Annotated in this window: 18 protein-coding genes; 9 read left to right on the top strand and 9 right to left on the bottom strand. The window is 75.0% G+C overall.

Annotated features, from left to right (window positions below):
* Positions 1–188 precede the first annotated feature (188 nt).
* Positions 189–3,401 carry a hypothetical protein gene (locus ACFC1F_RS08835; RefSeq protein WP_376156681.1) on the bottom strand — a complete coding sequence of 1,071 codons (3,213 nt, stop codon included), beginning with the start codon at positions 3,399–3,401 and terminating at the stop codon, positions 189–191.
* A gap of 406 nt (positions 3,402–3,807) precedes the next feature.
* Here ACFC1F_RS08835 and ACFC1F_RS08830 point away from each other — a divergent pair, with 406 nt between their 5' ends.
* The 4 genes from ACFC1F_RS08830 to ACFC1F_RS08815 all read left to right on the top strand — a co-directional run bounded on the left by ACFC1F_RS08830 (position 3,808) and on the right by ACFC1F_RS08815 (position 8,888).
* Complete coding sequence (locus ACFC1F_RS08830) at positions 3,808–4,650, top strand: nitrilase-related carbon-nitrogen hydrolase (RefSeq protein WP_148641865.1); 843 nt, start codon at positions 3,808–3,810, stop codon at positions 4,648–4,650.
* A gap of 14 nt (positions 4,651–4,664) precedes the next feature.
* Entirely contained in the window at positions 4,665–6,077 is a 1,413-nt protein-coding gene (gene hydA, locus ACFC1F_RS08825) for a dihydropyrimidinase (RefSeq protein ID WP_376156679.1), read from the top strand.
* Between the two features lie 187 nt (positions 6,078–6,264).
* Complete coding sequence (locus tag ACFC1F_RS08820; RefSeq protein ID WP_376156677.1) at positions 6,265–7,320, top strand: TIGR03842 family LLM class F420-dependent oxidoreductase; 1,056 nt, start codon at positions 6,265–6,267, stop codon at positions 7,318–7,320.
* Positions 7,321–7,364: 44 nt separating this feature from the next.
* Positions 7,365–8,888, top strand: a complete 1,524-nt coding sequence (locus ACFC1F_RS08815) for an NCS1 family nucleobase:cation symporter-1 (protein ID WP_376156702.1) — start codon at positions 7,365–7,367, stop codon at positions 8,886–8,888.
* Between the two features lie 119 nt (positions 8,889–9,007).
* On the opposite strand, the gene ACFC1F_RS08810 is transcribed toward ACFC1F_RS08815, so the two are convergent.
* Positions 9,008–10,246, bottom strand: a complete 1,239-nt coding sequence (locus ACFC1F_RS08810; RefSeq protein ID WP_376156675.1) for a glycosyltransferase — start codon at positions 10,244–10,246, stop codon at positions 9,008–9,010.
* A gap of 138 nt (positions 10,247–10,384) precedes the next feature.
* Between ACFC1F_RS08810 and ACFC1F_RS08805 the strand changes: the two genes are divergently transcribed.
* On the top strand, positions 10,385–10,651 hold the full coding sequence (locus ACFC1F_RS08805) for a GlsB/YeaQ/YmgE family stress response membrane protein (protein WP_148641861.1): 267 nt from the start codon (positions 10,385–10,387) through the stop codon (positions 10,649–10,651).
* Between the two features lie 135 nt (positions 10,652–10,786).
* On the opposite strand, the gene ACFC1F_RS08800 is transcribed toward ACFC1F_RS08805, so the two are convergent.
* Positions 10,787–11,692, bottom strand: coding sequence for an ADP-ribosylglycohydrolase family protein (locus ACFC1F_RS08800; protein ID WP_376156673.1), 906 nt, complete (start codon positions 11,690–11,692; stop codon positions 10,787–10,789).
* Between the two features lie 291 nt (positions 11,693–11,983).
* On the opposite strand from ACFC1F_RS08800, the gene ACFC1F_RS08795 reads away from it, so the two are divergent.
* Positions 11,984–12,883 carry a phosphotransferase gene (locus tag ACFC1F_RS08795; protein WP_376156671.1) on the top strand — a complete coding sequence of 300 codons (900 nt, stop codon included), beginning with the start codon at positions 11,984–11,986 and terminating at the stop codon, positions 12,881–12,883.
* Between the two features lie 155 nt (positions 12,884–13,038).
* Here the strand turns inward: ACFC1F_RS08795 and ACFC1F_RS08790 are convergent, their stop codons facing one another.
* The 5 genes from ACFC1F_RS08790 to ACFC1F_RS08770 all read right to left on the bottom strand — a co-directional run bounded on the left by ACFC1F_RS08790 (position 13,039) and on the right by ACFC1F_RS08770 (position 16,796).
* The gene (locus tag ACFC1F_RS08790; protein ID WP_376156669.1) at positions 13,039–13,644 is read right to left on the bottom strand and encodes a TetR family transcriptional regulator; all 606 of its coding nucleotides are present in this window, start codon (positions 13,642–13,644) and stop codon (positions 13,039–13,041) included.
* Positions 13,645–13,856: 212 nt separating this feature from the next.
* Entirely contained in the window at positions 13,857–14,852 is a 996-nt protein-coding gene (locus ACFC1F_RS08785; protein ID WP_376156701.1) for an aldo/keto reductase, read from the bottom strand.
* A gap of 139 nt (positions 14,853–14,991) precedes the next feature.
* Positions 14,992–15,552, bottom strand: a complete 561-nt coding sequence (locus tag ACFC1F_RS08780; protein ID WP_376156667.1) for a (4Fe-4S)-binding protein — start codon at positions 15,550–15,552, stop codon at positions 14,992–14,994.
* A complete protein-coding gene (locus ACFC1F_RS08775) occupies positions 15,552–15,854 on the bottom strand; it encodes a GNAT family N-acetyltransferase (protein ID WP_376156665.1) in 303 nt (100 codons plus the stop codon). The genes ACFC1F_RS08780 and ACFC1F_RS08775 overlap by 1 nt, the downstream gene beginning before the upstream one ends.
* A gap of 48 nt (positions 15,855–15,902) precedes the next feature.
* The gene (locus ACFC1F_RS08770) at positions 15,903–16,796 is read right to left on the bottom strand and encodes a class I SAM-dependent methyltransferase (RefSeq protein WP_376156663.1); all 894 of its coding nucleotides are present in this window, start codon (positions 16,794–16,796) and stop codon (positions 15,903–15,905) included.
* A 153-nt stretch (positions 16,797–16,949) separates the two neighbouring features.
* Here ACFC1F_RS08770 and ACFC1F_RS08765 point away from each other — a divergent pair, with 153 nt between their 5' ends.
* The 3 genes from ACFC1F_RS08765 to ACFC1F_RS08755 all read left to right on the top strand — a co-directional run bounded on the left by ACFC1F_RS08765 (position 16,950) and on the right by ACFC1F_RS08755 (position 21,575).
* A complete protein-coding gene (locus ACFC1F_RS08765) occupies positions 16,950–18,545 on the top strand; it encodes a histidine kinase (RefSeq protein WP_376156662.1) in 1,596 nt (531 codons plus the stop codon).
* Positions 18,542–19,201 (top strand): response regulator, encoded by a 660-nt coding sequence (locus tag ACFC1F_RS08760; RefSeq protein WP_376156660.1) that lies wholly within the window; start codon positions 18,542–18,544, stop codon positions 19,199–19,201. The genes ACFC1F_RS08765 and ACFC1F_RS08760 overlap by 4 nt, the downstream gene beginning before the upstream one ends.
* A gap of 1,102 nt (positions 19,202–20,303) precedes the next feature.
* On the top strand, positions 20,304–21,575 hold the full coding sequence (locus ACFC1F_RS08755) for a M20 family metallopeptidase (protein WP_376156658.1): 1,272 nt from the start codon (positions 20,304–20,306) through the stop codon (positions 21,573–21,575).
* 289 nt (positions 21,576–21,864) lie between these two features.
* On the opposite strand, the gene ACFC1F_RS08750 is transcribed toward ACFC1F_RS08755, so the two are convergent.
* Positions 21,865–22,554, bottom strand: a complete 690-nt coding sequence (locus ACFC1F_RS08750; RefSeq protein ID WP_376156656.1) for an ArsR/SmtB family transcription factor — start codon at positions 22,552–22,554, stop codon at positions 21,865–21,867.
* Positions 22,555–22,741: the final 187 nt, after the last annotated feature.

The following is a 22,741-nucleotide window of genomic DNA, read 5'->3' as shown; positions in this document are numbered from 1 at the left end:
TACGGGTGCGCGGTGCGGGGCCTGGAAGACGTCACAGGGCGGGACCGGCGGGGAAGGGCAGGGTCAACAGGCACAGATGGAACTCGCCTGGCGTCGCAGATCGACGTGCAGGCGGCAGACCAGAGCGGTGCCGGAGTCCATGCGCCGGATCCTTCCCGACGGGAAGGGCGCGAGTCAAGCGAGGCCCGTCACCCCTGCGTGGCGCGCCAGGGCGCGGGCGGGGTCGGCGCCGGGGCGGGCGAAGGGATCTGCGGCGCGCTGTCCGACGTGCTGCCCGACGTGCTGTCCGGCGGGGCCTGCGGCGGGGCCGCGGGGGCCTTCGCGCCCGGGCGGGTGCCGGTCAGTGCGGCCTTCACCAAGGGTGCGGCCTGCTCGCCCAGATGGCGCCCGAGCGTCTGGTACGCGTCGAACTGCCGGTGGTCGAACCACTGGTCGCCGGTGGAGTCGTTGGGGAAGGCCGGGTTGGCCACCGCGTAGGAGTGCAGCTCGTACGGCATGTCGGCGGTCAGCACGGCCTGGACGACGATCAGGGCGCCGTGGCTGCTCCCGCCATCTCCGTGCTCCCCGCCGTCCTCGCCGTGCGCGCCGGCCCCTTCGTCCGCGCCGTCCGCGCCGCCCTTGCCGTGCCCGCCGTCCTCGCCCTCCTCGTCCGCGATGGTGAGCGCGTCCGGATAGTGGATGTCGCCGGTGATCACCGTCCGGGCGGAGAGCCGGTCGGCCAGCCGCGCCGCCAGACCGCGCAGCGGCTGCCCGCCCGCGCTGCCCGGGATCAGCAGCTCGGGCTCGTGCAGGGTGATCGTGATGCCCAGCTCCTCGCGGGCGAGCGTGATCGCCGCCGCCAGGGTGGCCGCGTAGGAGGTGTCCCCGCTGGCGTCGATGCAGACCGCGGTGCGTACGCCGTGCCGGAGCAGTTCGACCAGCCCGAGGTTCTCGTAGTGGCCGCCGTCGGTGGTGAGCAGGAACCGGTCGTCCATCGGGAACCGCCCGCACAGTTCGCGCAGTTGGTAGGGGAGCCGGCGGACGGCGGGCTGTGGTGCCCGCCGCCAGTCCCGCTCGGCCGCCCAGAGCGGACCGAGCACGGCGGGATTGGGCAGCCAGGTGCCGAGCCGGGCGTTGGTGACGGCGAACAGGCCCTGGTAGGCCCGGGACTGACGCCCCATCGCCGAGGAGAACGCGGCGCCGGAGACCGCCATCGCGGACTGCACGGTGAGGTCCCGGGCGATGTGCCGCCGGGTGCGCCGCTCCAGCAGGTCGGTCCGTGCGTAGCCGACGTCCGGCCCGCCCACGTAGTCGTGCGAGAAGGTGAACGAGACCGCCCTGCGCCCGGGCGGCGTACGGGAGTTGCCGGACAGGTTGGCCGCCGCCGCGAACACCACCTGCGGGAAGCCGGGGTGCCGGGCGCCGTAGTGGCTGAGCCGGGTCTGCTCGCGGAAGAAGTGGTACGGCCGGGCCAGGACCTCGCCGTCCTCGGTGGAGCGGCGAACGGCGAACGCGGAGGCCAGCCGGCGCCGGTAGAACGGGTGCAGGCCCATCCAGGTCTGGTCGAGGTTGAGCCCGACCGACCCGAGCACGAGCGGCAGCAGCACCTGCGCGGCGACGGGCCAGGCGTGCCCGGTGGCGACCGCCCAGCCGAGGGCGAGCAGCGCGCCGGCCGACAGCGCGGCCAGCGCCGACCAGACCAGCAGGTACTCGGCGATCCGGCCGCCCAGCCCGCCGCCGAGGCGCCTGGCGCCGTCCAGCAGCCCGCCGAGGGCCGCCGCGCCCTGCTCGACGGCCCGGCGCCCGTGCCACAGGATGCCGAGCAGCAGCGCGAGGTAGCTGAGCAGGACGGTGAGGCTGAGCCCCGCACCGGTCTGCTGCGCGCCGACCGCGAGCGACTCCTGGAGCCGGACCGCGGCCCAGGCGAGCCCGGGCACCACCAGCACCCCGGCGGCCAGCAGCGCCGCCAGTGCCAGCGCGCCGTACGAGAGCCGGCGCAGCGTGCGCGGCAGCAGGGTGTTCCAGCCGAGCAGCGAGAAGACCAGCAGCCAGAGCAGCCAGTAGGCGACGCCGGCCGCGAGCAGTCCGAGCAGCGCCAGGAGGGCCGGCTCGCGGACGGCGAACGGGCCGGGCGGTCCGCCCCCGCCGGTGCGCAGGCCGACCGCGGCCAGGCCGTCCAGGTCGGCCAGTGGCACGAGGTGGTAGAAGCGGCTGAGCCCGAGGCCGAGCACCAGGACGGCGGCGAGCAGCAGGGTGAGCGCCGCGACCAGGCCGCGCAGCAGCGTCCCGAGGGCGACCAGCCACTGCCCGGCGCCGTCCGCCAGGTACTTGGCGTGCCGGCGCAGGTGGTCCTCCTCCGGGGAGCCGGGCTCCAGGACGTCGTCCGCCGTCAGGCCGGAGACGGCGCGCACCGGTCCGCCGGGCGCCGCGTCGCTGAGCGCCAGTTGCAGTGCGCCGACGGTGTAGCCGCCGCCGGAGACGGAGACCAGGTAGCGGGCCTCCTTCAGCCAGGGGCGCAGCGCCTGGAGGGCGCCCAGGGTGATGCAGGCGGACCGGATGCCGCCGCCGGAGACACAGAACCCCAGCCGGGCGTGCTCGCGGCCGGGCGGCACCACGGCGCCGTTGCGCCAGCGGGCCCGGTGGTCGAGCGGGGGGTGCGTGCGGCGGCCGGTCGGCCAGTGCCCGCCGCGCGCGGTGGCCACCGGCCAGGGCGGGACCAGCGCGGGCGCCTCCGCCCCGGGAGCGCCGGCGGCCCCGGGAACGCCAGGGGTCCCGGGAGGCTCCGGGGCCCCGGTGCGCCCGGAGGCGGTCTCGGGCGGGCGCCGGAACACGCCGCGCAGTGCGCGGTGGAGGGTGGCGGTGACGACGACCACGGCGATCACCCCGGCCGGCAGGAGCAGCAGCCACATGACGGTGGCGAGCGCGGAGGCGGCGGCGAACGGGGCGTCGGAGCCGGAGCCGGAGCCGGTGCCGACGGCGGGCGCCCCGAGGCCGCCCGGCCCGGCAAGCCGGTCCAGCCCGTCGAGCCGGCTGCCCAGCAGGGCGGTCCCCGCGAGGCCGCAGGCGCCCGCGAGCAACCCGGCGCCGCCCCCGGCGAGTGCGGTGAGCCGCCAGTGCGGCCGGGTGAACACGTACCGGCCCAGCAACCCGGCCGCGGCGAGCGTCAGGGTGCAGCCGCCGAGCAGCCACCAGCCGGCCGCCAGTGCCGCCCGGTACGCGGCGGGCTGCCCGCCGGCCACGGCCCAGGCGGCCTCCCGGGTGCCGGCCAGCTGCAGGGCCACGCTCCGCACCGGCGGCGCCCAGTGGCGGAAGAGCAGCCACCCCACCGCGATCGGTACGGGCACGCCGAGCGCGAGCAGCACCCCGGCCCAGGGCGGGACCGGGCGCGGAACGGGAGCGGAGGACTCCTCGGACACCGCCACCACGCCCACCTCCCCGCGCACCCCGGGACCCGGCCGCCCGTGCGGCGCGGATCACTGTCGGCCACTGCCCCGTGACGCACCGGAGCAGCATCATGGCGCGTCTTACCCCGATGCGCAGTGCCCCGCACAGGATTCACCCGAATGAGTAAGGAGAGGGGTAGCGGGGTAGATGACCGTTTCATCCCATCTACTCGACCCCGCGTGTCCGCGTAAGAGGATCGCCCCGGCCGCGTTGCGCCCGACGTATTGTCAGGCCACCGAGGCCGGGCCTACGGTCTACGCACCACGTTCTACGCACGTAGATGTGTCGTCGACACACGCGTCAACCCGCAGGCAGAACCGCCCCGCCAACCCTCAGACCGCAGGCCCGACCCCCCGGCCGGGCCGCGGAGTTGCGGAGGTACCCATGTCGCAGATCGTCCGCGCCGCCCTCGTCCAGACCCGGTGGACCGGAGACCAGGAGACGATGATCGCCCTCCACGAGCGGTACGCCCGCGAGGCCGCCGCCCAGGGAGCCGGGATCATCGGGTTCCAGGAGGTCTTCAACGCCCCCTACTTCTGTCAGGTCCAGGAGCCCGAGCACTACCGCTGGGCCGAGGCCGTCCCCGACGGCCCCACCGTCCGCCGGATGCAGGACCTCGCCCGGGAACTCGGCCTGGTGGTGGTCGTCCCCGTCTACGAGGAGGACCAGCCCGGCGTCTACTACAACACCGCCGCCGTGATCGACGCCGACGGCCGCTACCTCGGCAAGTACCGCAAGCACCACATCCCCCAGGTCAAGGGCTTCTGGGAGAAGTACTACTTCAAGCCCGGCAACCTCGGCTGGCCCGTCTTCGACACCGCCGTCGGCAAGGTCGGCGTCTACATCTGCTACGACCGCCACTTCCCCGAGGGCTGGCGCGCCCTCGGCCTGGCCGGCGCCCAGATCGTCTACAACCCCTCCGCCACCAGCCGCGGCCTCTCCGCCTACCTCTGGCAGCTCGAACAGCCCGCCGCCGCCGTCGCCAACGAGTACTTCGTCGCCGCCATCAACCGCGTCGGCACCGAGGAGTACGGCGACAACGACTTCTACGGCACCTCCTACTTCGTCGACCCGCGCGGCCAGTTCGTCGGCGACGTCGCCTCCGACAAGGAGGAGGAGCTCGTCGTCCGGGACCTCGACCTCGGCCTCATCGAAGAGGTCCGCCAACAGTGGGCGTTCTACCGCGACCGCCGCCCCGAGGCCTACGGACCCCTGACCGAGGCCTGAGGAGGGCGAACACCGTGAGCCGTACTGTGATCCGCGGCGGCCTCGTCATCACCGCCGCCGACGAACTCCACGCCGACGTCCTCGTCGAGGGCGAACGCATCGTCGCCCTCGCCGCCACCGACAGCGACGCCGCCAGGGCCTGGACCGCCGACACCGTCATCGACGCCACCGGCCACTACGTCATCCCCGGCGGCGTCGACGCCCACACGCACATGGAGCTGCCCTTCGGCGGCACCGCCGCCTCCGACACCTTCGAGACCGGCACCCGCGCCGCGGCCTGGGGCGGCACCACCACCATCGTCGACTTCGCCGTCCAGCCCGTCGGCGGCTCCCTGCGCGAAGGCCTCGACGCCTGGCACGCCAAGGCCGACGGCAACTGCGCCGTCGACTACGCGTTCCACACCATCGTCTCCGACGTCAACGACGGCGTCCTCAAGGAGATGGACGCCCTCGTCGACTCCGGCGAGTCCACCTCCTTCAAGCTCTTCATGGCCTACCCCGGCGTCTTCTACAGCGACGACGGCCGCATCCTGCGCGCCATGCAGCGCGGCGCCGCCAACGGCGGGCTGACCATGATGCACGCGGAGAACGGCATCGCCATCGACGTCCTGGTCGAACAGGCCCTCGCCGCCGGCCGGACCGCCCCCCGGTACCACGGCGAGGTCCGCCGCGAACTCCTGGAAGCCGAGGCCACGCACCGCGCCATCAAGCTCGCCCAGGTCGCCGGCAGCCCCCTCTACGTCGTCCACGTCTCCGCCGCCTCGGCGCTCGCCGAACTCACCCGCGCCCGCGACGACGGCCTCAACGTCTTCGGCGAGACCTGCCCCCAATACCTCTTCCTCTCCACCGACAACCTCGCCGAGGAGGGCGCCGACGGCTTCGAGGGCGCCAAGTACGTGTGCAGCACCCCGCTGCGCCCCCGCGAGCACCAGGAGGCGCTCTGGCGCGGCCTGCGCACCAACGACCTCCAGGTGGTCTCCACCGACCACTGCCCGTTCTGCTACGTGGGTCAGAAGGAGCTCGGCCGCGGCGACTTCTCCAGGATCCCCAACGGCCTGCCCGGCGTGGAGAACCGCATGGACCTCCTCCACCAGGCCGTCGTCGACGGGCACCTCACCCGCCGCCGCTGGATCGAGATCGCCTGCACCACCCCGGCCCGGATGTTCGGCCTCCACCCGCGCAAGGGCACCATCGCCCCCGGCGCCGACGCCGACCTGGTCGTCTACGACCCCACGGCCGTGCAAACCGTCTCCGCCGCCACCCACCACATGAACGTCGACTACTCCGCCTACGAGGGCCGCCGGCTCACCGGCCGCGCCAGGACGGTGCTCTCCCGCGGCACCGTCGTCCTCGACGACGGCCGGTGGCTCGGCCGCGCCGGCCACGGCACCTTCCTGCGCCGCGACACCTGCCAGTACCTCGTCTGACCTCCGCCACGCCGCTCGGGGCCGGTCCTCCCGGCCCCGGGTCCGGCGTTCCCCGGGCCCGGGCCCGGCAACTCCCGGGCAGACCCCCTAGCCACCACCGGAACACCCCGGCAACCCCGGGCTGACCCTCCGCCCTCACCGGCACCCCCCGGGCAGACCCTCCGCCCCCGACGCCCCTGGAGACCTCATGGACATCGGCCTCGTCCTGCAGACCGACCCGCCCGCCCGCCTGCTGATCGACCGGATGATCCGCGCCGAGCAGGCCGGCTTCACCCACGGCTGGACCTTCGACTCCTGCGTCCTGTGGCAGGAGCCCTTCGTCATCTACAGCCGGATCCTCGCCGAGACGACGGGGCTGACCGTCGGCCCGATGGTCACCAACCCCTCCACCCGCACCTGGGAGGTCACCGCCTCCCTCTTCGCCACCCTCAACGACATGTACGGCAACCGCACCGTCTGCGGCATCGGCCGCGGCGACTCCGCGATGCGCGTCGCCGGGCGCCACCCCGCCACCCTCGCCCGGCTCTCCGAGGCCATGCACGCCATCAAGGAGCTGGCCGAGGGCCGCACCGTCGAGGTGGACGGCACCGAGATGCACCTGCCCTGGGTCGGCGACGGCGCCCGGCTGCCCATCTGGATGGGCGCGTACGGACCCAAGGCGCTGGCGCTGACCGGCCGTCAGGCCGACGGCTTCATCCTCCAGCTCGCCGACCCGTACCTCACCGAGTTCATGATCAAGGCCGTCCGCAAGGCCGCGGCCGAGGCGGGCCGCGCCCCCGACAGCCTCACCATCTGCGTCGCCGCCCCCGCCTACGTCACCCCCGACGACTCCCCGCAGGCCCTCGCCCACGCCCGCGAACAGTGCCGCTGGTTCGGCGGCATGGTCGGCAACCACGTCGCCGACCTCGTCACCCACTACGGAGAGCACTCCGCCCTCGTCCCCGACGCCCTCACCGACTACATCAAGGACCGCCAGGGCTACGACTACAGCCACCACGGCCGGGCGGGGAACCCCGACACCGCCTTCGTCCCCGACGAGATCGTCGACCGCTTCTGCCTCATCGGCCCGCCCGCCGCCCAGCTCGAACGCCTCCACCGGCTCCGCGCCCTCGGCGTCGACCAGTTCGCCGTCTACGCCATGCACGACGCCGTCGAAGCCACCATCGACGCCTACGGAACCGACGTCATCCCCCGGCTGAGCGAAGGCGACCCCCGGGGCGACCGCGACGGCGACCGCCCGTGACCGGGACCGCCGAGACAGGGGACGGCGAGATAGGGGACGGCGAGATAGGGGACGGCGCCCCGGCCGACGGGCCGGGGCCGCAGCTCCGGCACGCCGACGGCCGGGTCGAGTTGGACCCGGCCGCCCCGGCCCTGCCCGCCAACGGCTACACCAACGACGACCTGCGCCCCGTCCCCGTCGCCCGCCGGACCTGGACCACCTACAACTTCCTCGCCCTCTGGGTCGGCATGGCCCACAACATCCCCTCCTGGACCCTCGCCTCCGGTCTCGTCGCGCTCGGCATGGACTGGAAACAGGCCGTCCTCACCATCGCCCTGGCCAACCTCATCGTGCTCGCGCCGATGCTGCTCACCGGCCACGCCGGCACCAAGTACGGCATCCCGTTCCCGGTCTTCGCCCGCGCCTCCTTCGGCCTGCGCGGCGCCAACCTGCCCGCCCTCCTGCGGGCCGCCGTCGCCTGCGCCTGGTTCGGCATCCAGACCTGGATCGGCGGCGAGGGCATCTTCCTGCTCGCCGGCAAGCTCCTCGGCGAATCCTGGCGCACCGCGGCCGAGTTCGGCGGCTACCCGTGGACGCAGTGGCTCTCCTTCCTGCTGTTCTGGCTGGTCGAGATGGCCGTCATCGCCCGCGGCATGGAGACCCTGCGCCGGTTCGAGAACTGGGCCGCGCCCTTCGTCATCGTCGGCGCCCTCGCCCTGCTCGCCTGGATCACCGTCAAGGCCGGCGGCTTCGGCCCGCTGCTCGACCAGCCCTCCAGGCTCGGCTGGGACGGCGACTTCTGGAAGGTCTTCTTCCCCGCGCTCATGGGCATGATCGGGTTCTGGTCGACCCTCTCCCTCAACATCCCGGACTTCACCCGCTTCGGCGGCAGCCAGCGCGCCCAGATCCGCGGCCAGGCCCTCGGCCTGCCGACGACGATGACCCTCTTCGCGCTGCTCTCCGTCCTGGTCACCTCCGGCTCCCAGGCCGTCTACGGCGAACCCGTCTGGGACCCGATCGCGCTCGCCGCCAAGATGGAGAACCCGGCCGGCATCCTGTTCGCGCTGCTGACCGTCCTCGTCGCGACCCTGTCGGTCAACATCGCGGCCAACGTCGTCTCACCCGCCTACGACCTCGCCAACCTGCTGCCCCGTCTCGTCGACTTCCGTACCGGGGCACTGGTCACGGGCGTTGTCGGGATCGCGATCTTCCCCTGGAAGCTGATCTCCGACCCGCACGTCTACATCTTCACCTGGCTCGGCGTCGTCGGCGGCCTGCTCGGCACCGTCGCCGGCATCCTCGTCGCCGACTACTGGCTGCTGCGCCGCACCCGGCTCCACCTCGCCGACCTCTACCGCCCGCACGGCGCGTACTGGTACGCGGCCGGCTGGAACTGGCGCGCCGTCGTCGCCCTGCTGGCCGGTGGCCTCCTCTCCGTCGGCGGCTCCTACGGCGGCCCGTTCCCGGCGGACGGCCTCGTCCCGCTCCTCAAACCCCTCGCCGACTACGGCTGGGCCGTCGGCGTCGCCTCGTCCCTGGCCCTCTACACGGCGCTCACCGTGACGACGGGGCGCGGCCGGCGGGACTGACGCCCGGACGGTGCCGGCCCGGGCGGGGTTCGGCGGGGCGGTACCCGCCCGGGCCGGGCTCGTTGGGGCGGTGCTCGGCGGGGCCTGGTTCGGCGGGGCCTGGTTCGGCGGGGTGCGGCTCAGCCGGTGAGCCGGTCGACGGCGGCGAGGACCTTGGCGGTGCCGTCCTCCCCGCGCAGGGCCGCCGCGACCGCCCGGGCGCGGGTGCGGTGGCGGGGGTCGTCGACGGCCTGCCGGATCGCCGCGGCCAGGCGGGCCGGCGTGAGGTCCGGGAGGGGGACCGGCCCGGGGGAGACGCCGAGGCGGGTGAGGCGCGCGGCCCAGAAGGGCGCGTCGAGCTGGGCGGGGACGGGGACGGCGGGCGTGCCGGAGCGGAGGGTGGCGGCGGTGGTCCCGGCGCCCGCGTGGTGGACGACGGCGGCCGTGCGCGGGAAGAGCCATTCGTGCGGGGCGTCGCCGATGGTGAGGACGGTGTCGCCGTCCGGTGCGGCCAGGCCGCTCCAGCCGGACTGGACGACGGCGCGGACGCGGGCCGTCCGTACGGCGGCGAGGACGGTGGCGGTGACGCGCTCCGGGTCGGGGACGACCAGGCTGCCGAAGCCGACGAAGACGGGCGGAGGGCCGGCGGCGAGGAAGTCGGCCAGTTCGGGCCGGGGTTGCCAGCCGGGGTCGGGACGGGGCCACCAGTAGCCGGCCACGTCCAGACCGGGGCGCCAGTCGGCGGGGCGCGGGACGACGACGGGGGAGAAGCCGTGCAGAACGGGGTGGTGACGCCGGGACCGCGCGACGCCGCGCGCCGGCAGGCCCAGCCGGCGCCGGAGCCGGCGCACCGCGGGGGCGAAGAGGCGGTCGGTGGCGGCCTGGACGGCGTGGCCGGCGAGCAGGTTCCCGGTGCGGCCCAGTGACCGGGTGCCGGTGACGGCGGGAGCGAACTCCCTCGTGGGGGAGAGGGGTTGGAGAAAGAGGCCGAGGGTGGGGATGCCGGCGGCCTCGGCGACGACCTGGCCGAGCGCGGAGGTGGTGCTGGTGGTCAGGAGGAGGTCGGCGCCCTGCTCGGTCGCCGCAGCGATGCCGTCGCCGAGGGCCGGCATGAAGGACCGTCCCAGGCGCAGGAGTTGGAGGACGGCGAGCGGTCCGGCGCCGGCCCGGAGGAGACGCTGGCCGGCGGTGGAGGCCAGTTCGGCACGCGGGTCGACGGGCAGGGCGCGGAACTCCAGTCCGGCTGCGCGGACAGGGCCGGCGAAGGTGTCGTGGGTCGCGACGGCGACCTCGTGGCCGGCTGCGCGGAGCCGGGCGCCGAGCCCGGTGAAGGGGGCGACGTCGCCCCGCGAGCCGGCGGTGGCGATCAGGATGCGCATGGCCGCAGTATCGCGGCGCGGGCCGCGAGGGTGACGGGTGCCACGCCCGGCGCACCGGAACCGCGGGGGCGCACGGGCGCGTCCTTCGCGGCAGGGCGGTCCGGACGGGGCCGCCGTCGCAGGAGGGCGGGAGGACGTATGGGCATCGTCGCGTGGATCGTGCTGGGCCTGGTGGCCGGAGCCCTGGCCAAGCTGCTGCTGCCGGGCCGGGACCCGGGCGGCCTGGTGGTGACCACCCTGATCGGCATCGCCGGCTCCTTCGTGGGCGGCTGGATCTCCTCGCACTTCCTGCACCGCCCGGTGGCCACGCACTTCTTCGACCTGGCCACCTGGGTGTCGGCGATCGGCGGGGCGCTGGTGCTGCTGGTGCTGTACCGGATCCTCTTCGGCAACTCCCGCCGCTGACCTGACGCCCGCCGCTGACCTGACGCCGGCTGCCGACCTGACGTCGGCTGCTGACCTGACGTCGGCCAGAGGCTGACGCCGGGCCGATGGCGGGCCGACGCCGGGCCGGGCCCGGCCGGATGGATCCCGGCCGCGTCAGACCTCGGCGACCCAGCCGGGCAGGTCCTCGCGGGCGGCCGGCCAGGCGGCGGGCACGCCGGTGAGGCCGGTCCGGGCGGCGACCACGCCGGCCGCGATCGCGCAGGTGGTGTCCATGTCGCCCCAGCCCTCCAGGGTCTGCCAGATCGCCTCGGGCAGGGAGTCCAACTGCCCCGCGGCGGACCAGAGGGCGAACGGGACGGTGTCCGGGGCGGAGATCTGGAAACCCGAGCCGAGGACGGTCGCGGCGTGCCGGACGGTGGTGTGCCCGGGCAGGCGGGCGGCGGTCCGCAGCCCGGAGCGGACATCGCTGTCGGGCAGCCGGCCGGCCACCTCGGTCAGCAGCTCGGCCCGCCCCGGCGGGCGGCCGCCGCGGCTGCGGGCGGCGAGCGCCGCCGCGAGGGCGACCGCGACCGCGCCCGTCACCGCCTCCGGGTGGAAGTGCGTGGTGAGCGCCTGCAGTTCGGCCTGCCGGGCGACGGTGTCGAGGTCGTCGGAAAACCAGGCGCCGAGCGGCGCGACCCGCATCGCGGCGCCGTTCCCGTACGAGCCCTGGCCGCCGAACTGCTGCGCGGTGACGGTCCGCCAGTCGGCGCCGGCACCGATGTCGCGCAGCACGCCGTGCATCGACGGCCCGTACTTGCGGCCGTACTCGGCGGCGTACTCCCCGGCGAACTCCCGGGCCAGCGCGTCCTGCACCACCTCGCCGTTGTGGACCAGGTGCCGGACCAGGACGAGCGCCATCGCGGTGTCGTCGGTCCAGTGCCAGGGCGCCGGGCGGGGCAGCCGGGCCGCCAGGGCAGCGGGCGCCTCGTCCGGGGAGACGGAGAACCAGCGGTCGCCGAAGGCGTCCCCGAGGGCGAGCCCCTGCAGGCTGTCCAGGGTGGGAACGGTGGCGCGCATGTCATCCTCCAGGTGAGATCAACTGTGCGCGCCAGTCTGCCGGGTCGTGGTGCCGACCGGCGAGTGGATTTAACGGTGGATGGATTTACTGGTGGGTGGATTTACCGGTGGGTCGAGTCGTCGCCGGCCGGGCCTGCGTGGCGCGGGCCTGTGGCGCTCGGCCCTGCGTGGCGCCTCCTTGGCGGGCGGGGGCCGGAAGGGATGCCCTGGCGTGACTCCGCGGGCGCGTGCCAGGCGCTGTCCGATAACTGATCTTGTGACGGTTCGAAATCGATGAGTAGGGTCCGAACCATGGACTTCCCCCGTGTCGATGGCAGGACGCTCGACGAGTGGTGCTCGCGGCACCTCGGATCGAGGATCGCGGCCGAGCGCTTCCGGAGCGGTCGGCTCGGGGCCGTGACCGGCGTCCTGCTCGCCGACGGCCGGGAGGTCGTCGTCAAGGTCCGCGAGCCGGCCGCCCGCCTCGAAGGCTGCTTCGCCGTCCAGAGCCTCCTGCACACCGCCGGCTTTCCGGCTCCCGAGCCGGTGCTGCCGCCCACCCCGTTCGGGAGGTGGACCGCCACCGTCGAATCGCTGGTCGGGGGAGGCGGCGAACTCCCGTCCTCGGGGCACGATCCGCGGCCGTACGCGGTGGCGCTCGAAGCGATGGTGCGCATCGCCGCCCCGATGGCCCCGCGCGTCGACCTCGAACCCAAGCCGTCCTGGAACCGCTGGGACCACGACGGGCCCGGAGTGTGGTCGACCGCCGAGGACGTCGACCGTCCCTTCCACTCGGTGACCGGCCCGGACTGGCTCGAACGGGCCGGGAAGGGTGCGCACGAACGGATCGCCGGCTGGCAGGCGCCGAAGGTCGTCGGCCACGGCGACTGGCACCGGAACAACTTCCGCTGGCGCGGTGAGGAGCTCCACGTCGCGTACGACTGGGACAGCGCGATCGTGGACACCGAGGCGGTTGTCGTGGGCATCGCCGCGGCCTGGGTGGCCCCCTCCGTGGAGGAGTCGGCGGCGTTCCTCTCGGCGTACCAGGACGTGGCCGGCCGGCGGTTCGGACGCGACGAGCTCGAAGTGAGCTGGGCGACCGGCCTCTGGCTGCGGGGGTGGAAGTCCAAGCGGCAGGTCGTGACCGGCGAGCCGATCCGGTCGCTGTCCGAGGACGAGGCGGTCCGCCTGTCCGCGCTCGCCGGGCTCTGAGCGCCCGGCCCGGCGCGTTCCCCGGGGTGCGTGCCCGCGTCGCCGGCCGCCGGGCTGCTACCCGGGGTGCGTGCCCGCGTCGCCGGCCGCCGGGCTGCTACCCGGGGTGCGTGCCCGCGTCGCCGGCCGCCGGGCTGCGCGAACCCTCCGGGTGATCACCTGCCGGACGGGTCCTCGTGGGCGCGGAGACCGCCGAGGATGAGCGTCCAGAGGGCTTCGAACCGCTCCCCGGCGTTCGGGTCGGCCCACTCGGGGGCGTAGGCCGGGTCGTGGAAGTGGGCCGTCGCCTCGAAGACGGCGCGGGCCGTCGAAGCCGTCTCGGCGGGCCTGAACTCCTCGGACCCGACGCCGTCCTGGACGATCCGGCCGATCTGCCCGAGCAGGGTGTCGATGTGCTTCTCGACGGTGCTGCTGTTCTCCGAGACCAGCGTCATGTACGTCGCGAACAGCTGCGGGTCGTCGAGCGCCTTCCTCCGCTTGGCGGCGAACAGCGTCTCCAGCCAGCGGTGCAGCCGGTCGACGGCCGGCCCGGGCGTGGCGGCGATGGACTGCAGGTCGTGGTGGGCCTGGTCGAGCCAGCGCTGGGTGACGGCCTCGCGCAGCGCCGCCTTGCTCGGGAAGAACCGGTAGACGCTGCTGTGGCTGACACCGAGGGTCCGGGCGACGTCCACGACCGTCGCCTTGGCCGGTCCGAACCGCCTGAGGACGTCCTCCGTCGCGCTCAGGATCTGCTCGGGGGTGAGTGCGCTGTCCGTGGTCACGGGGAGGTACGTCCTAACGGTGATGCGGTTGGCGGTGTGCGGCTGACGGGGTGGCGCGGCCGGCCCGGTGGTGCGGTGCGGTGTGGATGTGCGGTGGCGCGGATGTGTGGATGTGCGGTGGTGCGGGGGTGGTACGGGCCGGTCCGGTGCGCCTGTGGTGCGGTGACCGCCCGGCCCCGGCGGCGGACCGGCGGCCGGGGCGGGTGCCGCGGTCAGCGCTCGCTGTCGAGGTGGGCCATCTGAGCGGCAGCGTACCTGTCCCCGGCGGCGGACCCGGCCGGGACGGCGGCCTCGATGGCGGCGAGGTCCGACCCGGTGAGCGTGACCTCCAGGGCGCCGAGGGCCTCGGCGAGCCGGTCGCGGCGGCGGGCGCCGACCAGCGGCACGATGTCCTCGCCGCGCGAGGCGACCCACGCGATCGCGACCTGGGCGACACTGGCGCCCCGCTCGGCGGCGACCGCGCGCAGCGCCTCGACGAGGTTGAGGTTGTGGGCGAGGTTCTCGCCCTGGAAGCGGGGGCTGTGGCCACGGAAGTCCGCGCCGGAGAGAGCACGGTCGTTGTTCCAGTGGCCGCTGAGCAGGCCGCGCGACAGTACCCCGTACGCCGTGACGCCGATGCCCAGCTCGCGTGCGGCGGGGAGGATCTCGTCCTCGACCGAACGCGAGAGGAGCGAGTACTCGATCTGGAGGTCGCTGATCGGGTGGACGGAGGCGGCGCGGCGCAGTGTGTCGGCGCCGACCTCGGAGAGGCCGATGTGGCGGACGTAGCCGGCCTCGACCAGGTCGGCGATCGCGCCGACGGTCTCCTCGACCGGGACGTTCGGGTCGAGGCGGGCCGGGCGGTAGACGTCGATGTAGTCGGTGCGCAGGCGGCGCAGGGTGTAGGCGAGGGCGGTCTTGGTGGCGGCGGGCCGGGCGTCGTAGCCGAGCCACTGGCCGTCGGGCCCGCGCTGGGCGCCGAACTTCACGCTGATCCGGACACTGTCGCGGTCGCGGCCGCGCAGCGCGTCGTGGATCAGCAACTCGTTGTGGCCCATGCCGTAGAAGTCGCCGGTGTCGAGCAGGGTGACGCCTGCGTCGAGCGCGGCGTGGATGGTGGCGACGCTCTCCGCCTCGTCGGCCGGGCCGTAGAGGTCTGACATGCCCATGCAGCCGAGGCCGAGGACGGAAGTGGTGAGGCCGGTGGAGCCGAGGGCGCGGCGGCGGATCCGGGGGGAGGTGGACACGGGGTGCTCCTGACGGGGGAGGGGTGGGGTGGCCGGAGGTGGTGGGCGGCCGCGTTCCACTATGGCACCAGCGCTGACAGAATTCAAAATCTGTCAGTGGTCATCTGTTATCTGTCTTCTGTTATCTGTCAGCCGCCGCCGCCGACGGACGGCCGTCCCGTGCCACACCGTCCTGCCCGCCGCCGCACGCCCCGCTCCGGTCGCAGTACGGCTGCCCGGCGCTGCGCCCGCAGCCGCACAGCATCGCCCTCGGCGTCTCCCGGACCGCACCCCCGGAGTCCGTCACCCGCAGCTCCCCACGCAGCAGCAGCCGCCCGTCCGGCGTCCGCCGCACCGACGTAGGCCGCTCCGGCACCTCCGTCCCGCCGTCCGCCAGCCGGTAGCGGAGCGCACCCGTCGGGCAGCGCCGCACCACCTCCGCGACCACCCCCGGCTCCGCCGCGTCCGGCGTGATCCACGGCCGCCGCGCCGTGTCGAAGACCGACGCCAGCCCCCGGACGCACTCGGCCGCGTGCCGGCACACCTGCGGGTCGAAGGAGACGGCGATCCCCGCGGCCTCGTACGTCCTCGCGCCCGGCCGGCGGCGCCCGCCCGTCTCCTGCCCGGCCGCCCGGTCCGTCTCCTGCCCGGTGGTCCCGCCCGTGCCCCGGTCGGTCTCCCCGCCGGCCTCCTCGCCGCCCATCAGTCGGAGACCCGGCTGTGGTTCTCGTACGCGAGATCCGCGTACTCGGGGTGGCGCAGCATCCAGGCCTTGATGAACGGGCACGTCGCCAGTACCGGCAGCCCGCGCCTGCGGGCGTCGTCGAGGGCGGCCCGGGCCAGTGCGCCGCCCACCCCCTGCCCCTCGAAGGCCCGCTCCACCAGCGTGTGCGGGTACACCACCAGGTGGTCGCTGCGCATGTACTCGGCGAACCCGGCCAGGGTGTCGCCCGCCCAGGCCTCGAAGCGGCTGTTGGCTTCGACGTCGCGTACCGTGACGGTCATCGGAGGCTCCTCGCTGCCGGACGCGGAGCCGGGGCCGGCCCCGGTCCATCATCGAGCGCCGCCCGCCGCCCCGCCCGTCGACCGGGCCGGCGCCCCCGCGGACGGACCGGCGGGCGCACCGGCGGTCGGCTGCGGCGCCCGGCCGCAGCCCGGAGCGCGCAGCAGCTGGGCCCGGGCCGGCGGCAGGTTGCGCCACACCGTCCGGTTCCCCAGCCCGTACGCCGCCTCGAACCGCCGCAGCAGCCGAACCACCGCGCGGTGCCGCGCCCCGCGCCGCGGTCCCGAGGCCAGCGTCCGCGCCGCCGTCGTGCCCAGGTACCCGAAGTAGGTGAGCTCGCCGCCCGGCACCAGCAACCGCAGGTAGAGGTCCAGGATGTGCTGCACCTGAGCCGGGTCGAAGTTGGTGAACGGCAGACCGGAGACGATCACGTCGTACCGCTCGCCCGTGCCGCTGGTGCGCGTGCCGGTGCTGGTGCTGGTGCTGGTGCCGTCGTAGGCGCCGGTGCCCCCGTTCCTGCCCCGCGCCGCCGCCGGCCCGCACTCCGGCAGCTCCTCCACCCGGCAGGCCGACAGCCGCAGCCCGATCTGCGGCCCTCGCCGGGCCAGCTCCGCATCCTCGCGCAGCCGCTCCGCGAACCGCGGATTCGCCTCGACCACGTGCAACCGGTCGCCCGGGCGCAGCACTTGGGCCAGGCGCCGGGTCACCACCCCCGTCCCGGCGCCGACCTCCAGCACCGACAGCGGACGGTCCGGACGGCTGGTCACCGGGACCACCAGGGCGTTCACCAACTCGGGCCCGCTCGGTGCGAGCGCGCCCGTACTCTGAAGCGTGCGCAGCGCCTCGCCGAGGAACAGCAACCGGTCACCGGCAGGGCGGTCGGGTCGGCCGTACGACGGCCGGGCGGGGGAGTGGGGGCGTGGACCGAGCTGATCTGTCGTCATGACACCGAAGCTAGGGACGCCCGCACCCACCCGAATCGGCCGGCGTGCGGCGCCGACCCCCGACGAAAGTTGAGGGTGGCACTGGTCTTTGGACGGGGGACCAGGGGCAGGGGCGGCCCATAGCATCGGCCCAGGCCGACGGGAGGAGACCGCGTGACCACAGGCCACCCGCAGCACCCCGGCCACCCCGACCACCCGCAGCAACCGGACCAGCTACAGGGCCCTGCCCACCCCGACCACCCCGGCCATGTGCAGGGCGTGGACCACCCCGGCCACGTGCAGGGCGTGGACCGCCTGCCGTTCCCGGGCCACCCGGGCCACCTTCCGTACCCCGACCCGACTCCGCCAGCCACCGGCCTGCTCGGCTGGTACCCGCCCGGCCGCCGCCGCTGGGCGGAGAGCCTGCTCCTGCTCGCCGTCCTCCTTCTCGCGGCCGAGGAGGCGTACGCCCAGTGGGCCGCAGTCGACTCCTCCCTCCGACCGCTGCGCATGGCGGCAGCCGTCCTCTCCTCCCTGTCCCTCCTCCTCGCCCGCCGCTACCCGGTCGCCGCCGCCGTCCTGCCCGTCCTCACCGCAGGGCTGCTCAACCGGGCGTTCCCGGGCCTGTTCAGCGTCTACCACCTCGCCTCCACCGGCCGGGTCGGCGCCGCCATGACGGGCGGGGCCACCATCGCCGTGCTCAGCGCGGTCCGCGCCGACTCACTCCTCGGCTGGGCCGGAACCGTCGGTTCACAACTGCTCGTCGAAGCCGCCGTCCTCTCGCTCGGCCTCTGGCTGCACGGCCGCCGTGTCCTGATCCACACCCTGCACGCCCAGGTCGACGCGCTGCACCGCGAGCGCGAACTCCGCGCCGAGCAGGCCCGCTCCGCCGAACGCGCCAGGATCGCCAGGGAGATGCACGACGTCCTGGCCCACCGCCTCAGCCTGCTCGTCCTGCACGCCGGCGTGCTGCGCGACCAGGCCGAGGCGGGCACCGTCGCCGACGACCCCGCCCGGCTCGCCCACCGGTTGGGGCTCCTCCGCGCGACGGCCGCCCGCTCCCTCGACGACCTGCGCGACGTCCTCGGCGCCCTCCGGTCCGAGCCGCGCCTCCCGGACGAGCCCCGGTTCCCGGACGAGCCGCGCCTCCCGGCGGGGCCGCCCTTACCCGCGGGGCCTCCGCCACCCGACCCGCCGCGGCCACCCGACCGTCCGGGGTCGCTGGTGTCCGGTCCGCGGCACGTCGCGGCGACCGCGGCAGCACACCGCCTGTCCGGGACCACACCGTCCCGGCCCGACTCCGTCCATCCCCTCGTTCCCGTGGCAGCGCCCGCCCTGCGGGATCTCACCGAACTCGTCGGTGAGGCCGCCGCGGCCGGGCAGAAGGTCGCGCTCACCCTCACCGGTGACCCGGAGACCGTCCCGACCACCCACCGGCTGGCCGTTCACCGGCTGGTCCAGGAGGCGCTCACCAACGCCCGTAAGTACGCGCACACCGCACCCGTTTCGGTCTGCGTCCGCTACGGCGCCCCGGCGACCACCGTCGAGGTGCTCAACGGCCCCGGCCGTCCGGCGCCGTCCGGGGCCAGTACCGGCGGCGGGTACGGGCTGGTCGGGCTCGCCGAACGGGTCGGCGCGCTCGGCGGCCACCTCGACGCCGGCGCCGACGGGCACGGCGGCTTCCGCCTCGCCGCCCGTCTCCCCTCGCCCGGGCATCCGCCCGCCCCACCCCCCGAGCCCCGGCCGGCCCGACCTGGAGACGGCGCATGATCCGCACCATGGTGGTGGACGACGACGCGCTGGTCCGCCTCGGCCTCGTCGACCTGCTCAGCCAGGACCCGGCCCTCACCGTGGTCGCCGAAGCCGCCGACGGACTGCAGGCCGTGGAGCTCGCCCGCCGCCAACGCATCGACGTCGCCCTGATGGACATCCGGATGCCCCGGCTCGACGGCATCGCCGCCACCCGCCGCCTGCGCGAGTTGCCCGACGCCCCGCGCGTGATCGCGCTGACCACCTTCGACCTGGACGAGTACGTTTACCAGGCGCTCGCCGCCGGCGCCGACGGCTTCCTGCTCAAGGACACCCCGCCCGCCGAGATCGCCCGCGCCGTCCACATCGTGGCGGACGGCCAGGGGATGCTGCACCCGTCGGCCGCCCGTCGCCTCATCGACCGCTACCACCGCAGCGGCGCACCGCGTTCGGTCGCTGCCCGCACCCGCGCAGCCGGGCTCACCCCGCGCGAGACGGACGTACTCCGCGAACTCGCGCGCGGGCTGTCCAACGCCGAGATCGCCGGCGTGCTCGGGATGCGGGAGAGCACCGTCAAGGCCCATGTCAGCCGAATCCTCACCGCACTCGGGGTCGGCAACCGCGTCCAGGCCGCGCTGCTCGCCCGCGACGCCGGAGTCGTCGACGACGGGGGCTGACGGAGGCGGCTGGCGACGGCGACTGACAGCAGGGGGCGGACGGCAGGGAAGGACGGCAGGAACGGACGGCATCGACCGATGGACACTGGCCGAGGGCGTCGGCTGCTGACCACCGCTCGCCCTCGAAGTCCACCCCGCGACACCTCCGTGCGTATCCGTCCGTCCGCAACCCTCGTGCCCTTAACCCCCGTCCAGAGACCCGTCGTCTGGTATCGAGCGCTGAGCCGCTGTCACCCATCCGGCGTGGAAATGCCGTGCCTTGGCCGTTTGCGCTGCCGAACCCGGGCGCGGGGTCCATGGTGGAGATGGGCGCGATCCGGCGACCGCGCTCGCGCGCCGACCCAGGCCCGCGCGCCGTACGCCTGCCACCGATCGAAGGCGGGCGCCCGAGGCGGGCCCGGCCTCCGGCACGCTGGGAGCAGGGCCACCTCGCAGGAAACCGAACGGTTCTTCTAGGCTCACATCTCGGCTTCCCTGCAGCGGTGCAGTCACTGTGCCCGCCGCATCGAAGCCGCCGTCCACGGGGCTCCGGGCCGACCGGGGCCACCGGATCGAGCGAGGAGGACGCAATGCCAAGCATGCCGCCCAGCCGTTCCACCGCACTTGGGCCAGACGGGCCGCCCTGGCGGGCCCTACGCCTGGCCGGGGCCGCACGCCCCGGTTGGTCCGGGCACCCGGGCTGGTCCGGCCGGCCGGTGCGGCCGCTGAATACCGGCGGCGGCCGCGGAGGCGAGCGTTGAGTCCCCAAGCCGTCCGGCCGGCCGCGGCGCCGACCGAGACCACCGAAGCCACGCGCCCCCCGGCCACTGCCGCCGCCACTGCCACCAGCTCCGCCTCCGCCGCCGCACCGGTCTCCGCAGCTGCGTCGGCCGTGGTTCCCGTCCTGGGCACGGGAGTCGGGGCCTTCACCGGAGCGACCGCCGCGACCACGACCACGGCACTCCCACCCGCCCCGCCCGCCACCGCCCCGCCCGCCACGGTCACCACCGCCACGGTCACCACGACTGCCGCCGCCACATCGACGGCAACGGCAACGGCAACATCGACGGCAACGGCAACCGGGTCGGCTACCGTCACTGCCGGCGTCACCAAGGGCGTCGCCATGACCGTCACCGCGCTGGTCCCGCCGACGGTCCCGACGAGTGCACCAGCAGCCACCCCGCCCGCCACCGACAGCGACGGCCAAGCAGGCCCCACCGCCGCCCTCCCCGGACTGCCGCAGGCCCTCAGCTCACGTGCCCGCACCCTGGCCGGCGCCGTCCGCCGCCGCTGCGCAGATCTCGCCCGGATCGAGTCGCCCAGCGGCGACGCCCCCCGACTCAACGCCCTCGCCGAGGAGTTGGCCGCAGGATTCCGTGCCACCGGCGCCGCCGTCCACCGTGAGCCCGGCCCGGCCGGGGACCACCTCGTCCTCCAGTGGGACGGCCAGGACGAGAGCTTGCCGCACCTCCTCGTGGTCGGCCACCACGACACCGTCTGGCCGGCCGGCATCCTCAACGACTGGCCGGTCACCGAACAGGACGGCACTCTCAGCGGCCCCGGCGTCGTCGACATGAAGGGCGGACTCGCCATCCTGGAGGGCGCCCTCGCCCTGCTCGCCGATCTCGGGCAACGCCCGCACCGCACCGTCCGGCTGGTGGTCGTCTCGGACGAGGAGGTCGGCAGCCCCGACGGCCGGCGACTGGTCGAGCGCCAACTGCGCGGTGCGGCAGCCGTCCTGGGTCTCGAACCGCCCCATCCGGACGGACGGCTCAAGACCGCCCGCCGCGGCAGCACCCGGGTACGGCTCACCGTCACCGGGCGCGAGGCGCACGCCGGGAACGACGCGTCCCAGGGCGTCTCCGCGGTGGACGAACTCGTCGACCAGCTGGTCGCGGTCCGCGGACTCGCCGGCCAGCCCGGCACCGAACTCAACGCCGGGCGGATCAGCGGCGGCACCCGGGCCAACGTCATCGCCGGCCGCGCCGAGGCCGAACTCGGTCTGCGCTTCGCCACCGCCGAGGCACAGCGCCGCACCCTCGACAGCCTGGCCCGCCTCACCGCGCTGCGCCCGGGGGCCCGGGTTCGGACGGAGGTGCTGTCCAGCCGGCCGGCCTGGCAGGAACGCTCGGCCAACCCGCTGCTGCGGCACGTCCGTTCCCTCGCGGCGGTACTCGGGCAGCAGTTGGACGGCGCACCGGCCGGCGGGGCCGGGGACACCAACCTGCCCGGGTCGCGCGGGTTGCCGACGCTGGACGGCTTCGGCGCGGTCGGCGCCGGGGCACACGCACGGCACGAGCACATCCGGATCGACCAGCTGGCCCCCCGGATCGCGCTGTTGGCGGCGCTTCTCGCCGTACCGCTGCCACGCCTGCGGGACCGGTCGGAGGGCTGACGCGGCTCCGGCCCCGGAGCGGCGGGTCCGGAGCGGCGGGCCCGCCGCAAGAGGCCTGGATAACGGGCCCCGGAGCAAGAGGCCTGGCGTTAAGAGGCCTGGTGCAACGGGCCCGCCGCAAGAGGCCCGGCGCAACGGGGCCGAAGCGGCGACGCCGGGGTTCCGGAGCAGTGACCCGGGGTGAACGGGCCCGTCGTCCGGCGCGGGCCGGGCGGCGGGCCCGTGGCCGCTCAGCGGGTCGTGCCCCACCGTCGTAGGGCGGTTCGTACAGCGGGCCCGCCCAAGGCCGCTACGGCCGGCTGTCGCCCTCCGACGGGTGGTCGAGCAACGGGAACAAGCGGGTGACCGCGGCCACCGGGCGGGTGCCGGGGGCCGGCTCGCGGCGCCGGTAGGGGGCGAGCAGGGCGCGGACGGCGGCACCGAGGTCGGCCAGCTCCTCGGGGGTGAGGTGGAGGACGTCGCTCGACGCCTCGTCACGCTGCCACTCGGCGGGGGCCCGCGCCCGGTGGGCCAGCCACTGGCGGTAGCTGGTGTCCTCAAGATCCTCCGTGAAGTCCTCCGCCAGACCGGCGGCCGGGCCGGGGGCGAGCCGCCGGGACTGCGGTGCGGCCTGGGCGGAGGAGGCCCCGGCGTCGGACGAGCCCGGCGCGCCGGCCGGCCTGGTGGCCTCGCCGGGCAGCAGCGAGCCCTCCCAGCGCAGCCGCCAGGGGCGCGAGCGGCCGTCGACGGTGGGCGCCTCCTCGATCAGGCCGTAGCGGGCGAGCTGGCGCAGGTGGAACGAACAGGTGCCGGAGCTCTGGTGCAGATGCTGCGCCGCCTGGTTGGAGGTGATCTTCCCCCAGGTGGCGATCAGGTCCAGCAGCGCGAGCCGGATCGGGTGGTCCGGCAGCGGCCGGTTCGGCGGTACCTCCAGCGGCTTCGGCCCCCGGGACGCCTCCGCACGGCTCGCGGCGTCCAGTGGATTCCCGGGCGCGGGCATGGGCGTGGGCCCCGGCGCGGGTGCGGGCCTCAGCGCGGGCGTGGGCGCGGGCCCGAACGCGGGCGTCGGAGCGGTTGTGGGGGGGGCGGGCGTGGGGGCCACAGCCACAACAACCCCCACAGCCACCCACAGGCGCGCCCGCCCCCGGGGGCGGGGGTCGGGGGGGGGGGGGTATATAATATTGGTG

This window comes from Kitasatospora sp. NPDC056181 (assembly GCF_042266225.1).
Lineage (GTDB): Bacteria > Actinomycetota > Actinomycetes > Streptomycetales > Streptomycetaceae > Kitasatospora.
Note: the sequence above shows the minus strand (reverse complement) of the source record. Positions and strands in the feature narration are given on the sequence as shown.

Excerpts from the sequence above, each read along its gene's own strand:
- ACFC1F_RS08830 (WP_148641865.1), top strand. The coding sequence starts at position 3,808 with ATGTCGCAGATCGTCCGCGCCGCCCTCGTCCAGACCCGGTGGACCGGA.
- ACFC1F_RS08820 (WP_376156677.1), top strand. The coding sequence starts at position 6,265 with ATGGACATCGGCCTCGTCCTGCAGACCGACCCGCCCGCCCGCCTGCTG.
- ACFC1F_RS08810 (WP_376156675.1), bottom strand. The coding sequence starts at position 10,246 with ATGCGCATCCTGATCGCCACCGCCGGCTCGCGGGGCGACGTCGCCCCC.
- ACFC1F_RS08805 (WP_148641861.1), top strand. The coding sequence starts at position 10,385 with ATGGGCATCGTCGCGTGGATCGTGCTGGGCCTGGTGGCCGGAGCCCTG.
- ACFC1F_RS08800 (WP_376156673.1), bottom strand. The coding sequence starts at position 11,692 with ATGCGCGCCACCGTTCCCACCCTGGACAGCCTGCAGGGGCTCGCCCTC.
- ACFC1F_RS08795 (WP_376156671.1), top strand. The coding sequence starts at position 11,984 with ATGGACTTCCCCCGTGTCGATGGCAGGACGCTCGACGAGTGGTGCTCG.
- ACFC1F_RS08780 (WP_376156667.1), bottom strand. The coding sequence starts at position 15,552 with ATGGGCGGCGAGGAGGCCGGCGGGGAGACCGACCGGGGCACGGGCGGG.
- ACFC1F_RS08775 (WP_376156665.1), bottom strand. The coding sequence starts at position 15,854 with ATGACCGTCACGGTACGCGACGTCGAAGCCAACAGCCGCTTCGAGGCC.
- ACFC1F_RS08770 (WP_376156663.1), bottom strand. The coding sequence starts at position 16,796 with ATGACGACAGATCAGCTCGGTCCACGCCCCCACTCCCCCGCCCGGCCG.
- ACFC1F_RS08760 (WP_376156660.1), top strand. The coding sequence starts at position 18,542 with ATGATCCGCACCATGGTGGTGGACGACGACGCGCTGGTCCGCCTCGGC.
- ACFC1F_RS08755 (WP_376156658.1), top strand. The coding sequence starts at position 20,304 with ATGACCGTCACCGCGCTGGTCCCGCCGACGGTCCCGACGAGTGCACCA.
- ACFC1F_RS08750 (WP_376156656.1), bottom strand. The coding sequence starts at position 22,554 with ATGCCCGCGCCCGGGAATCCACTGGACGCCGCGAGCCGTGCGGAGGCG.